The sequence below is a fragment of the Caulobacter sp. BE264 genome (assembly GCF_031457805.1).
Classification (GTDB): Bacteria; Pseudomonadota; Alphaproteobacteria; order Caulobacterales; family Caulobacteraceae; genus Caulobacter.
In genome coordinates this window covers 121,047-133,625 of sequence record NZ_JAVDXI010000003.1, presented here as the reverse complement: position 1 = coordinate 133,625, position 12,579 = coordinate 121,047, and the positions used below count along the sequence as shown (strand labels likewise).

The 12,579-nt window shown below is 67.4% G+C and carries 17 protein-coding genes; all 17 read right to left on the bottom strand.

Features of this window, described 5'->3' with window-relative positions:
• Nucleotides 1-450 precede the first annotated feature (450 nt).
• Nucleotides 451-573, bottom strand: a complete 123-nt coding sequence (locus J2X45_RS08860) for a hypothetical protein (protein WP_310213838.1) — start codon at nt 571-573, stop codon at nt 451-453.
• 26 nt (nt 574-599) lie between these two features.
• Nucleotides 600-1,037: a GTA-gp10 family protein gene (locus J2X45_RS08855; RefSeq protein ID WP_310213836.1), complete on the bottom strand. Its 438-nt coding sequence runs from the start codon at nt 1,035-1,037 to the stop codon at nt 600-602.
• Nucleotides 1,037-1,468 carry a phage tail tube protein gene (locus tag J2X45_RS08850; protein WP_310213835.1) on the bottom strand — a complete coding sequence of 144 codons (432 nt, stop codon included), beginning with the start codon at nt 1,466-1,468 and terminating at the stop codon, nt 1,037-1,039. The genes J2X45_RS08855 and J2X45_RS08850 overlap by 1 nt, the downstream gene beginning before the upstream one ends.
• A 38-nt stretch (nt 1,469-1,506) precedes the next feature.
• Nucleotides 1,507-1,917, bottom strand: a complete 411-nt coding sequence (locus J2X45_RS08845; RefSeq protein ID WP_310213834.1) for a DUF3168 domain-containing protein — start codon at nt 1,915-1,917, stop codon at nt 1,507-1,509.
• Nucleotides 1,917-2,336, bottom strand: coding sequence for a hypothetical protein (locus J2X45_RS08840; RefSeq protein WP_310213832.1), 420 nt, complete (start codon nt 2,334-2,336; stop codon nt 1,917-1,919). Before J2X45_RS08840 ends, J2X45_RS08845 begins: the two co-directional genes overlap by 1 nt.
• Complete coding sequence (locus J2X45_RS08835) at nt 2,329-2,667, bottom strand: head-tail adaptor protein (protein WP_310213831.1); 339 nt, start codon at nt 2,665-2,667, stop codon at nt 2,329-2,331. The genes J2X45_RS08840 and J2X45_RS08835 overlap by 8 nt, the downstream gene beginning before the upstream one ends.
• 1 nt (nt 2,668) lies before the next feature.
• Nucleotides 2,669-2,893, bottom strand: coding sequence for a hypothetical protein (locus tag J2X45_RS08830; RefSeq protein ID WP_310213829.1), 225 nt, complete (start codon nt 2,891-2,893; stop codon nt 2,669-2,671).
• A gap of 11 nt (nt 2,894-2,904) precedes the next feature.
• Nucleotides 2,905-3,198 carry a head-tail connector protein gene (locus J2X45_RS08825; protein ID WP_310213828.1) on the bottom strand — a complete coding sequence of 98 codons (294 nt, stop codon included), beginning with the start codon at nt 3,196-3,198 and terminating at the stop codon, nt 2,905-2,907.
• Nucleotides 3,198-3,491: a hypothetical protein gene (locus J2X45_RS08820; RefSeq protein ID WP_310213826.1), complete on the bottom strand. Its 294-nt coding sequence runs from the start codon at nt 3,489-3,491 to the stop codon at nt 3,198-3,200. The genes J2X45_RS08825 and J2X45_RS08820 overlap by 1 nt, the downstream gene beginning before the upstream one ends.
• 70 nt (nt 3,492-3,561) lie before the next feature.
• The gene (locus J2X45_RS08815) at nt 3,562-4,815 is read right to left on the bottom strand and encodes a phage major capsid protein (protein ID WP_310213824.1); all 1,254 of its coding nucleotides are present in this window, start codon (nt 4,813-4,815) and stop codon (nt 3,562-3,564) included.
• 72 nt (nt 4,816-4,887) lie between these two features.
• Nucleotides 4,888-5,604 (bottom strand): head maturation protease, ClpP-related, encoded by a 717-nt coding sequence (locus J2X45_RS08810; RefSeq protein ID WP_310213822.1) that lies wholly within the window; start codon nt 5,602-5,604, stop codon nt 4,888-4,890.
• On the bottom strand, nt 5,570-6,847 hold the full coding sequence (locus tag J2X45_RS08805) for a phage portal protein (protein ID WP_310213820.1): 1,278 nt from the start codon (nt 6,845-6,847) through the stop codon (nt 5,570-5,572). Before J2X45_RS08805 ends, J2X45_RS08810 begins: the two co-directional genes overlap by 35 nt.
• Nucleotides 6,847-8,628: a terminase TerL endonuclease subunit gene (locus J2X45_RS08800; RefSeq protein ID WP_310213819.1), complete on the bottom strand. Its 1,782-nt coding sequence runs from the start codon at nt 8,626-8,628 to the stop codon at nt 6,847-6,849. Before J2X45_RS08800 ends, J2X45_RS08805 begins: the two co-directional genes overlap by 1 nt.
• 2 nt (nt 8,629-8,630) lie before the next feature.
• On the bottom strand, nt 8,631-9,257 hold the full coding sequence (locus J2X45_RS08795; protein WP_310213818.1) for a P27 family phage terminase small subunit: 627 nt from the start codon (nt 9,255-9,257) through the stop codon (nt 8,631-8,633).
• 85 nt (nt 9,258-9,342) lie between these two features.
• Nucleotides 9,343-9,717 carry a hypothetical protein gene (locus J2X45_RS08790; protein ID WP_310213817.1) on the bottom strand — a complete coding sequence of 125 codons (375 nt, stop codon included), beginning with the start codon at nt 9,715-9,717 and terminating at the stop codon, nt 9,343-9,345.
• Between the two features lie 173 nt (nt 9,718-9,890).
• Nucleotides 9,891-10,658: a hypothetical protein gene (locus tag J2X45_RS08785; protein WP_310213815.1), complete on the bottom strand. Its 768-nt coding sequence runs from the start codon at nt 10,656-10,658 to the stop codon at nt 9,891-9,893.
• A gap of 286 nt (nt 10,659-10,944) precedes the next feature.
• On the bottom strand, nt 10,945-12,558 hold the full coding sequence (locus J2X45_RS08780; protein ID WP_310213814.1) for a phage/plasmid primase, P4 family: 1,614 nt from the start codon (nt 12,556-12,558) through the stop codon (nt 10,945-10,947).
• Nucleotides 12,559-12,579: the final 21 nt, after the last annotated feature.

The window sequence follows — 12,579 nt, the reverse complement described above, 5'->3', positions numbered from 1 at the left end:
CCGGTCCCCCGACCAAGTCGGAGGTGGCGTCAGCTTCAGACGGCTGGATCTACACCGAGCAGCGGGACGCGATGAGGCAGACGATCACTCACCAGGCATGCGTGAGCGCAGCGCCTAACGTCGATCAAACCCAGGCAGCCGCTGAGACGCGAGCTGCCGTTTGCCTTCAGGACATTCCTGGATCTGAAGACGTCTCGGTTTTCGTCCGAGTGGTTGGCGATCAGCTCCGCTGCGAAAGCACTAGCAACTGTACGATCCACTGGAAGGCCGACGCGGCCGACGTTACGGCCTTTCCCAGCATTCCGTGGGACGATCGATCTGGTTCACAAATCTACGTGGGCCAAGCGCTTCGCGACCTGACATCAGCGAGGCAGATCGTGTTCGAGTTGCCCCTTCTGACCAGCGGCGCAACGCAATTCACTATCAGGCCCGGCGGCCTGCGAAAGCCGTTCAACCGTACTTCGCCATGAGTTCATCATGCTCCGCGTCGGTCGGCGCGGGCGGCTTCTCGTCCTCAGCGCTGTTGGCGCGACGGTAGCCCTCGACGATGGCCCGGAACTGCCAGAGGCTCATCCGGCGCACCTGGTCGATGTCGTAGCCTAGGGCGCCGGCGTTTCGATAGATGCTGGCGAAGGAGATCCGGCCGTCTGGGAGCCTGTCCCCGTCTCCCCCGCCACTGGCTCCCCCAGGCTTTCGTCCGGCTCCGCCAAGGCGGCATCGAGGACGGCGAGGGCCACCAGGGCATTCTCGAACCAGGCCGGGCGCTGGGCGACGTAGCGATCGGCCATGCGCTGGGCTTCATACTGGTTCATGCCGCCGCCGATCAGGCCGAGGCGGATCGTGTGAAGGACGTCGCCCGTGGTCCATTGGTTGGTGCGGAGGCGATCGAGCACCAGGCCCGGACCCACGCGGCGGATCGAGCCGTCGGGCTTGCGGTCGCCGCAAACCTCCTCCAGCTCCTCAAGCTCGCCGAGCGCGAGGCGGAAGGTGAACCTCCCGCCCCCGAACGACAGCTGGATGCTGCCGTCGTAGCGCATCAGTCGACGGCCGAGCCTTCGATCTCACCCTCGGACTTGAGGTTGATCGAGATCTCGCAGCGCTTGCCGCGATCCCCGGTCACCTCGAAGTCCGAGCAGTGCCAGGCGCCCTCCCAGAGGTAGCCGCCCGCGATGTCGACCACGACCTCGCAGTTCTTGGCGTCCTTGTCCTTCACCCAGTCGAAGAAGAACGCCAGGTCGGCCTTATCGAGGACGCCCGAGGCGTTGACCTCGCCCGAGACCGAGACCTTGTCGCGGACGAGCCAGGCGACCTTTTCGGGATCCGTGCAGTCCACCTCGGCGGTGTCCTGCAGGTCGGCGGTGAATTTGATGCCGCGCTGAGCGTTGAGGCTGCAACGGGCGGTGAACACTTCGGGTGAGGCGCCGTTGCCCACCTTCAGCACGAGCTTGATGCCCTTGACCGAGGCCATGGTTGTCTCCGGGAAAGGCCGCGCCAGGGCGGCAATGGTTAAGAAGGTTCGGTATCGAACCGGATGGTCAGGACGGCGTGACGGCTGAGGCCGTCCGGATCGCCCAGGTATCGGGCGGCGCTGACCGCCTGATCGATGACGTCGTGCCCGACCAGCGCCAGCTCGGCGCGGAGGGCCTCGACCACGGCGCCGGCGACGGCGCGGATCTCGTCGGACTTCACCTCGCGGGAATAGACGTCCAGCTGGACGACGGTCTCCGCGCCGCTGAGGCAGTCGGTCTCGTCCTCGAAGTCGACCTCGACAGGGCCGAGGGCGATGTAAGGGAAGACGCGCTCGGGCGGCACGCGGTCGTAGAACCGGGTCTTGCCGCCCATGCTGGCCTTGACCGCAGCGTCGTCGCGAAGCCTGTTCTCGATCGCCTTGCAGATAGGGCCGGCGGGATCCTTCATCACTTCACCGCCGCCTTCACGGCCTTGTTCAACGCCGTGGCCCGGCGTCGCCGGTACGTCTTCCGACGCGACCGGACAGTGGTCCAGAAGAACGGGTCCGCTTCCTGGCCCTCGCGTCCGTACTCATCGGCCAGGGCGTAGTCGTAGTGCGGGGCGTTGCCCTTCTTGGAGTTGCGGACAGGCTTGGTGGTCAGGGGGCCGCCGGCCTTCACGTCGCGGGACATGTCGGTCGGGCCAGGCTCTTCGCGGATCGAGGCCGCCAAATTGCCGGTGCGGCGCTGGACGATGCGCTTCATGCGCTTGACCAGATCCTTCGCCTCCCAATCGACCTCGGCTTCGAGCGGCTCACGGGGCGCGGCTGCGACGCGGTTCAGCTTGCGCTTGAGCTCAAGCCGTCCCTCGATGCGGGTCTTACCCATCGGCGACGCCCGTATCGCAGGTGAAGTCGATGATCTTCCGGCGCCGATCGGGCATCACCGACCGGATGTTGAAGGCCTCCCCCGACCGCAGATCGAGGATGCGGAAGTCCGAGGTCACCTCGCGCATCGTCGCCGAGGTCCGCACCCGGATGACCACGGGTTGAACGCCGGTCAGGCGCGACTGCATGACGGTCTCGCCGCCCCGCAGATAGGTGTAGCGCGCGGCGGTCTTGAAGCGGTCCTCGGCCTCCCAGTCGCCCAGGCGGTCGCCGTTCTCGTCCTCGCCGCGCTGCTGGAACTGAATGCGCTCGGGGAACTCGCCGGCCCGCATCTCAGTCCTCGCGAACCGGGTTCGCCTCGGCGGTCTCTTCAGGCGCGCCGTCCGGGACCTCGCCGCGCGCCGGCGCCTTGATCCGCTTGGCGACGCCGGCCTCGACGGCCTGGCGGGCGCACTCCGCAGTGACCGACAGGCGTTGGCCGGCGCTATAGCGCACGGTGACCCGTCGATCAGCCGGCGGCACGAACCGGAATTTGTCGGTGAACTCGACCCAAGCCATGGCGCGGCCTCCTAGACCTCGGGCGTCTCGAAGGGACGCAGCAGGTTGTCGATCGTCTTCAGGCGCTGCTCGGCCGCCGCCGCTTCGGGCGGGTCATAGAGGTCTTCGACCATGAGGAGCGTGGCGGCCTGGACGTTGGCCGGGACCGGATCGCCGAAGACGTGGCGGGTGCGGATCCGGTCGCTGGCGGCGTTGATGTAGAGGGTGATCAGGGCGTCGGTCTCATCGGACCAGACGCCCAGGTGCTGCTTGGCCAGGTCCAGCGTGACGAGCGGCCCGGCCGGGACTTCGACCGGGTCCGCCATCACTCGCCGCCTTCGGCCGGGGGGGTCTCGTCGGCCGGCGGGGCCTTCAAGGCCTCGAGTTCCGCCGTTAGCCGCTCCACCTCGGCTTCCAGCTCCGCGATGCGGGCCGTGGCCTGGGTGGCGGTATCGCTGGCCGTGGCCAGTTGGGTCTTCAGGGCCTCGCTGTCGGGCGCCGCCTCGGCGATGCCGGCCTTGAGCCAGGCCTTGCCGGTCTTGGCTTCGACTTCGACCACGGCGCCGTGGTCATACGAGAACGAGTCTCCGGCCATGGCCGTGAGCATCTTGACGAACATGGCGTCCGATCCTGTCGCGAGAGGGGAAGAGAGCCCCGGCCGGGCAAGATGCCCGGCCGGCGGCGTCGGCTTAGGTGGCCGAGTTGGCGTAGTGCTTGATCGACTCGTTCGAGGCGTCGATCAGGTCGCCGTCGTGGCGCGACCAGGCCAGGAAGCCCACCTGGCCCTTTTCCATGTACTTGCTGTCAGCGAAGCGGAAGAGCGTCACCGCCATCACGTCGCGGATGAGGTATTTCTTGAAGTCGCCGAACAGGATGGACTTCGCGTTCGCGGCCATCTGCGGCATGTGCTGGTTGATGGTGTAACGGTAGTTCAGGATGTCGTCCGGATCGCCGCCGGTGACGCCCGGACGCCACAGCGGGCGGCCCTGGCTGTCCTTCAGCTTCTTGACCACCTTCAGCGTCTGGTCGTGGAACATCCACGAGCCGTTCCGGCGATAGGCCGGGTCCACCGAGTGTTCGAGATCGACGAAGTCGTCATAGGTGACGGCGGCGGTCTGGCCCGTCGCGCCGACCTTGCCCTGGGCGGCGGCGACAGCGGCGCCGCGCGGCTTGTTCGTGCCATCGCCCACGGTGAAGTGGCGGTTCGTGATGCGGGCGATACGCTCGGCCAGGGCGCGGTTGACGTAGGCCTCGATATCGACGCGGCCGTCCTGCAGCAGCTCGATCGGGATGGTCACCACCTTCGAGCCGTACTTGTAGGCGTCGATCGCCGTGGTGCCGAAGGTGATGTCGCCGCCGCTGGCCGCCGTGCTTTCCGCGACCAGCTCGCCCTCCTGGCCGGTCTCGTCGACCGTCGCGAAGTCGATCGAGTTGCCGCCATCCGTCTGCAGGATGTCGGCGACTTCACGCATGCCGCCGCAGGCCGCCATCTTCTCCAGCATCGTGCCGGCGAAGTCGCGCGGGACGAGATAGCCGCCCTGCGAGCCGGTGCCGACCGATTGAGCGCCGTACAGGCGTCGGGCTTCGTTGCGGCGGGCCTGAACGTGTTCGCGCTGCTCGTCGCTCAGTTGATCCATGCCACCACGGCACCAAGCGTCGAAGATGCCCTTTTCCGTGGCGACGTTGTGCGCTTCTTCGTCGACCGAGCGGCCCGAACGTTCGGCGCGTTGCTGGCCGCGCTGGTCGAGGCTGTCTTCCAGCTGGAGGGCGCGCTCGAAGCGTTCGATCTGGCCGTCCAGATCGTCGATCTTGGCGTAGAGGGCGTCGACCTCGGCGGCCGTTTCCGCCGTCCAGTCCTTCCCGGTCTTGGTGTCCAGGATGTTGCGAGCTTCCTTCGCGTGGGCCGTGCGCTGTTCCCGCAGGGCCTGAATGCCTTTCGACATCAGTAGTCTCCATGAAAAAAGCCGCCGGGAGGTCCCTGGCGGCTTGGGTGTGACGCCCTTGCGGGGGCGGGCTTAGGCGGCGCGTTCGTAGAGACCGAGCCGGGCTTCGTAGCGCTGGCGATCGTTCGCCATCGCATCGAAGGTTTTCGCCGCCGGCTCGCGCAGCGCCTTGGGCGCGTTGCGGTAGGCGGAAAGATCGAAGTTGGCCGCCGAGGCGTCGGCCTTCTGCTTGTCGGCGATGCTGTCGGCGAAGCCATGCTCGACGGCCTCGGCCGAGGTGAACCACGTCTCGGCGGCCATCCAGGCCTTGACCTCGTCGGCGGTCTTGCCGGTCTTGGCCACGTAGTCGTTGACGATCGTGCCGTCGACCTTGTCCAGCAGGTCGGCCGTGGCGCGCATCTCCTGCGCGTTGCCGATGGCAAGGCCCCAGGCGTTGTGGATCATCACGAAGGCGCCGTCGGCGATGCGGATCTCGTCGGCCGCCAGCATGATGAACGAGGCGGCCGAGGCGGCCAGGCCGTCGATGTGGGCGACGATCTTGGCCGGGTGCTGCTCCAGCGCCACCTTCATGGCGCGGGCGTCGAAGACGTCGCCGCCCGGCGAGTTGATGCGAAGGTTGATCGTCTTGGCGTCGATCGCCTTCAGATCCTTCACGAAGTCGGAGGCCTCGACGCCCCAGTACCCGATGGCGTCGTACAGGTAGACCGTGGCCTCGTCGCCCGAGGCTTCGGCCTTCGGCCGTGAACCGCGGTCCTTATTGCTGGCCAGCAGCTGGATCAGCTTTTGCATCGCCGGTGTCCTTTTGTTGCTTGGGGGTCCAGACGGTCAGCTTGTCGGCGTTGGGATCGCTGCTGCGGGGCAGGCGGCGACGGCGACGGACCTCGTTCTGGGTCATGTATCCAGGGCCGGCGGAGCCGCCGAGGGCCACACGATCGGCCTCGGAGCGGCCCTTCGTGTCGGACTGCGTCAAGGCCTCGGGATCGTGGGCGCAGTAGACGGCCCACGGCGTGTAGAGCTTCCAGCCGCACTCCTGGGCGATGGCCACGAAGTGCGGGTCCAGGGTGTGGACGAGGTAGAGCAGGCCCAGGCTGTCGACGCCCGAGCCCCAGGTCGTGTCGTCCATGGCCAGCAGCGGACGGGGCACGCCAAACAGCCGGGCGATGTCCTCGACCTGAAACTTGCGCGTCTCCAGCAGCTGGGCGTCTTCGGCCGTGATGGCCAGCTGCTTGACCTCGCCGCCCTGGTCGAGGACGGCCGGACCCGAGTGCCGGTTGGCGCCGCCGAAGCGATCTTTCCAGACGCGGCGGATCTCGTCGGCCTGGCCCGAGGCGTTCTTGAACTGGTTCGGATAGGTGATGTAGCTCGGCGGCGTCGCGTCGTTCTCGAAGAAGGCGCGGGCGTAGCGGTCGGCTTCCAGGCCGATGCCGACCGATGCGCCCATCGCCTGGATCGGGGTCTTGCACTTCAGGCCGTCCCATTCGGTCGAGCCGGGGAAGTGCAACACGTCGTCCTGGTCGGCGATGACGATCGCGCCGTCGTCGAGCGTGAGCTGGTAGCGCAGCCGGCCATTCCGCAGGCTGATCGTCGTGCGCGCCATTGGGATCGGCCACAGCGCCACAGGCTCGCCCGAACGCTTGCGCTCGATCCAGACGATGCCGTTGCCGCGCAGCAGCATCTGCGACACGACCAGACGCCAGAAGATCGTTGGCGTCATGCGCGGGTTCGGCCGGTCCTTCAGCAGACGGGCCGTCGGGTGGTCCACCAGCTCGACGTCAAAGCCGTCCTCACCGCGTCGGAAGGACAGCAGCGGGGCCTTGGCGATCGCCGAGGCGATCAGGAAGACGCAGCGATAGACCGTCGAGTGACGCATGGCCGTGTCGGGCGAGACGCCGACGCCCAGGTCAGGGAACAGGCCCTGCCAGGCTTCGAGATCCGACGACAGGAAGGTGGTGGCCGCCTGGGGGCGATCGACCGGTTCGTCGAGGACGAGCGGACGGTACGCGGCGGAGGCCTTGGGTTTGGATCCGAGCATCAGACCTCCACCACGCCGCCGCCGATCGTCTCGTCCTCGGGCTCTTCATAGAAGGCCAGGACGCAGCCCATGACCGCAGCCACGATGCCGTCGATCTTCTCGCGCGACTTCTTTTTCGCCGGGGCGAAGTTCATGTTTTCGTCGAAGCGAACGACGGCGTTGCCGGCCATCCAGCGCAGCATCGGGTTGCCGCCGTGGTCCATCTGGCCGGCGTACACCAGGCGCTCGAAGTGCTTGGTGCCCTCGCCCAGCGAGGGGATGCCCTGCCGGATCTCGACCATCTTTTCGGGATCGACGCCAGCTTTCTGCAGGTCACCGATCAGCTTGCGGGCATTCCACGGATCGTAGCCGAGCAGCTCGATCTCGTAGTCGTTGAACGCTTCCAGCACCGCCTCATAAACGGCGTTTTGGTCGACGTAGTCGCCGTCCGTCGTCTCCAGCGCGCCGATCGACTGCCACTTGTCGTAGGAGACCCGATCGTTGCGAACCCGGTTCGCCAGTGTCTCTTCAGGGACCCAGAAGCGGCAGACCAGCTTCCAGGGCTCGCCCGCCTCGACGGGCGGGAACAGCAGCACCAGCGCGGTAACGTCCTGGGTCGACGACACGTCGATGGTCAGGAAGCACTTGCGGCCCAGCAGGTCCTTGGGGAACCGCTTCCAGGCCTTCTTGTCCTTGGCGCAAGCGTCCCAGCGCTTGATGTTCAGCCAGCGGACGAGGCTGTCGACCCACTGGTTGAGGTGGTAGCGGCGGAAATGCGCCTCGGCGCGCGGGTTGTCCTTGGCCAGCGCCGCCTCGCGGCGGAGGAAGGCCATCGTTGGCGACAGGCCCAGCGACGGGTTCGCGCCAGGCCAGTTCTTCTCGTCGAATGGATCGGCGTCGGGATCGGCCGCGAAGATCACGACCAGGGTGGTCGGATCGTCGATGCGACCGTCGAGGATAGCGCGGCTCTCTTCCCAGAGCCCGTAGCCGACAACCTTGTCCTTCAGGCCGGCGGTCGAGGCGTATAGCTCGATCGGCTGCAGGCGGGCGCCGGTGCCCTGGCGCAGCGTCGTGGAGAGATCCAGGCTCTCCCATTCGTGCATCTCGTCGCCGACGATGACCGTGGGCGACCTGCCGTGCTTGCCCTCGGCCTTGCCGGTGAGCAACTCGAACAGAGCGCGGATCTTCGGGATCCAGAGCGACTTCTTGAAGCCGACGATGCCCTTGGCCAGCGGCGGCGGCTTGCCGTCCGACCGCTCGCCGAAGACCATCGCCTTCATCTTGTCGAAGACGATCTTGGCCTGCTTCTCGTCGCGGGCGAAGGCGAAGCCCTGGCCGGCGACGGTGCCGTCCAGCACGAAGAACAGCAGGGCCAGCGCCGACAGGAACTCGCTCTTACCGTTCTTGCGCGGGATCCAGAGCATCAGCCGGCGGAACAGCCGAACCTGCTCGACCTTGGGCTCGCCGGTCTCCTCGTCCAGCAGGTCCACCGGGACCTTCCAGCCGACGAGCATGCGGACGATCAGCTCTTGCCAGAGCACCAGCCGGAAGGGCTTCCCGGCGAAGCGGTCCTCGGTGAGCGTGAAGATCTTCGGCCAGAGGTCTACCGCGCCCTGGGCCTTGGCGTAGTCGAACCACGCACCAGGCACCCCCGCCGCGCGCTTCCACTGGGTGATCACCCAGGCGTAGGTCGGATCCTCCTCGACCGACTTCAGCCAGTCGGGCAGAGGCCACAGTCCCTCGCCGTGGCTGGACTGGATCGCGTCCGGCGAGGCGCCGGCCGACGCCTCGTCGCGCGTCATGGTCAGTGCGGGCGCGGCGGCGCCGAGTCCATGCGGCCGAGGGCGCCGATCGGGTCTTCAGCCTGGGTGGCCGCCGCAGGCTGTTCGGGTTGCGGCGCTGCGCCGGCGGCAGGTTTCGCGTTGCCGAAGAGCCCCAGCTGGCCCATCGCCACCTGGTCCTTCATCAGCGCGTACTCGTCGTGCGGCGTGAAGCCGAAGTGTTCCGACAGCTCCATGACGGCGGCGAACGCCGTGGCGCGGCGTGAGACCGCCGGGCGGTCGACTTCGCGGTACGAGCCCGAGACGTTCTTGATCCGCTGGGTCGCGCCCTTGGTGACGATCTCTTCGTTCGCGGCCACCCACTCGCCCATGTAGACGCAGAACAGCGCGAAGGTATGGCGGTGCAGCTCGCCCAGGCGGTTCGTGGCCGCCAGCTTCGGCGCATATTCGCGCCAGATCGCCAGGGCCGGGCCGAAGCGCTCGTCCAGGAACGCGGGCGGCGATAGCGGGTCCGCGCCGGCCGCCGGGGCGGCGGCCATCAGGCCCGCCAGGCGCTCCGACTCCAGACGTTGGCGCTCGGCCTTCGAGAGCCGCTTGCCGGGATTGCCTTTCGCGTGCTGGACGCTCGCGGGATCAGGGCGTCGGCCCATGCGCCCCTCCCTCTAAAAAAATGTTCTGCAGAATATCGCGGAGAAATGCGCGTGCTTGGGACGCCGGTGTGGGGGACGGGCGGCCTCAGACTTTCGATGCCCCCCCACCGGCGCGCGGCCGGGGGGCGGCCCGCCGGGCGGCGGCCTCCTCGGCCTGCTTTCGGCGATCGTGGCAGGGCTTGCACAGCGACTGAAACGGACCCGACCAGAACTTCTCCTCGTCGCCACCGTGCTGCTCGACGTGGTCGCAGACCGTGGCGGGGACGACGAGGCCGTCCTCTTCGCACAGGGCGCAGAGCGGATGGTCGCGCAGCTGGCGGGCGCGGATGCGATGCCAGCGGGCGAGGCCGTACCAAGCGCGCCAGGCATGACGATCCCGCCGCGTGGCGTCGTAGGCGCGGCGAGCATCGGCCCGCGAGCGCGAGCCGCCAGGCCGGAAGATGCGGGGCTGAGAGGGCATGGCGCTCCAAGAAGGACGCCCGCCCTGGATCAGGGCGAGCGCCGCAGGATCTTGGGAGGGGAACGCACGCGCCAGCGTCGGGCCACGAAAAAGCCCGCCGGGCTCGGGGCCGGGCGGGCTTCAGGCGCAACTCTGTGCGTGAGGAAATCAATGCGATTAAAGTGCCGTTTTTGTCAAGCCACCGACTTGTAGAAGACCGCCATCCGTTCGAGGGCCGCTTCAACGACCAAGGCCGTGGCCGTGCGCATGTCCCGCTCGCCGCCTTTCGGCTTGGCCAGCGCGTTGCCCACCAAGGCCCAGCCTACGTCGGTCGCCGACATGCCGAGCACCAGGAAGCCCCACACCGCCACGCGCTCCTTACGGGTCAAGCGCTCTTGCGCTCGGCCGAGACGGTCCAGGGCTTGAAGTACGCGCAGCGGTTCGGCCGTCGCCGCGCCGCCGAGGCCTTCGCCATAGCTGGCGGTCAGGCGTCCAATCGTCGCGCGCTCGACATCGGCGATGAATTCCTCGCCCGCCCAGGCGACCGCCCGTTCAACGCCGCAGCCGACGAGCACTTCCTGCATCGTCTTGCTGCGCATGACCGGCCGGATAGCGAACTCGCCGTCCTCGACCGTCTGCAAGCTGGCCATCGAGACGTCGTCGCGCAGCAGGCGCTCCAAGGTCGGGACGCCGCCCGACATGCCCGTGGCCTTGATGGCGGTCTGTTGCAGGGCGACCGCGCCGCGAACCAGGTTCGCTTCGCGCTTCAGGCCAACCCGAGCGATCTCCGCGCGGCGGGCCTGCTGCGCCGCCACCGACAGGTCGGCGGGCAGCGGCGTCTCGATCGCCCGCAGCGCGGCGCGGCTGATCGCCAAGCGAGCGGCTTCAGGCGACAGGTCGCGCAGCCCGCTGGCCTTCCGGCCAGCCTTACCCTTGGTTTCTTTCTTGATGGATTTGATCACCTCAACCTCTCCCGACCCAAAAAACGACGCCTCGACACACCCACCGAACACGCCGAACAGATACCCGCCTCACACACCCACAAACGCCACGCCTGCCCGCACTCGCCTCACAAGGCCCCGGCTAGCGAAAACTCCTCGGACTGTTCGGACTGTTCAGAAACACAGTCTTTTCAGTCCTTTAGTATTTGAACAGTCCGCCGCCGCCGAAGGGTTCGAACTGTTCGGCGGGGCCTCTGCCCCAGCGCTCAACTGTTCAAACTGTTCAGGACTGTTCAGCCCGCGCCGCCTATCCATCGGGGAACGGGCCGTCGTCATCGTCCTCGTCTGGCGGGATGTCGAAGCCCGACGCGCCGCCAAGGCCCATACCCGAAGAGCCGCCGGCGCCATCCTCCGACAGGGCCGCTGTCTCGGCCGCGCGCTCGGCGTCGGTCTTCAGACGGCCACCGCTGCGCATGACGCGGCCGACGCTGTCACGCTTGCCTCGGATGACCTGAAGGTCCGCGAGCGCCCGGCCGAAGGCCGTCTGGCTCATCGGCTTCTCGTCACGGTCGGTGATGAAGGTCTTGTAGCTGTCGTACAACTCCTTGGCCGGCGTCACCGCCTGCTTGTCCAGAACCAGGCTGTCGCTGACCCACTCGGCGAAGCTGGACGAGCCCTTGCGGTAATCCTCGATCGCTTCGAGCACGCGCGGCGGATCCTTCACGCCCTCGGTCAGCCATCGGACGATGCCCTCGACGATCCAATTGAGGATGCCGGGCCACTCGGCCGCCAGCTTGCCCGGCAGCTCCTTGTCCTCGGTCCCCTTGGGGATCTGGTTTTCCCAGAGCAGCAGCTTCAGCCGTCGCCAGATCCCCTCGTCGGAGCCCTGGGGCTGGGGCCTGCCGTTACACTCCATGAAGACCTTGCCGACCGGCTCGAACTCGAAGATGCCCTCGCGCAGATGGCGGGCCGTAATGTTGCCGCCGCCGGTGAAGCTCTTGATCCGATCGTCCGACAGCTTGGCGTTCTTGGGCGGCTCTGCGGTCGAGATCAGCCGCGTGTCACCGGCCAGGCGCGCAAGGTCGGGACTGGCGTCGCCGCCGCCTTTGGCCGACTGCTCCAGGAAGGTCTTCACGTCGGCGGTCGCGGCGTAACTGCCGGCCAGCTTCCGCAGCATGTTCATGAAGGTCGATTTGCCGTCGCGCCCCAGGCCCTGGAAGATGATGAAGATCTGCTCGGACGTGTCGCCGGTGAAGCCGTAGCCGGTCAGCACCTGGAGATAGCGGCGCAGCGCTTCCTGCGGCTGCCACGTCGCTAGCACCGCCTGGAAGGTCGGGGCTTGGGCCTTCGGGTCATAGCTGACCTCTGCCATGCGGGTGATGCGGTCGGATGGGTCGTGGCGCTCGCGGAACTCGTAGTCCGCGCCGACCACCTTGCCCTTGGCGTCGCGCTTTCGACGGAAGAACAGCGTCCCGTTCCTGACGTTGAGCGCCAGCGGATCGCGATCGAAGGCCTCAAGCTCGACTTCCAGGTACGTCTTGGCCACCTTCAGCATGGCGTCCATGCGCCCGCTGTTGCCGCAGCTCTCGGCGAAGTCGTAGGGCGCCTCGATGTCCTTCTTGGACGCCGTGCCCGTCGCCGAGATCTGCTGCGAGAGGATCTCGGCCTGGGCGTGCATGCCGCGAGCGACCTTCGCCGCCCATTTCCGGGCCAGGCCCTCGCCGGCCTTGAGATCCCAATGCCGGCCGTTGAAGCCGACCCAGCCATGGTTGCGCACGTAAAGCACCGTCGCGGCCGACAGCTCGCGGACGTCGCCGTCCTTGTCGACCTCGCCGCCCACCAGGCGAATGAAGCGCATGGCGTTGCCGAAGTCATTCAGCGGGTACCCGCTCAATTCAGCTGCCGAGGGGCCAGCGCTCATGGGCGCCGCGCCCGGAAACTC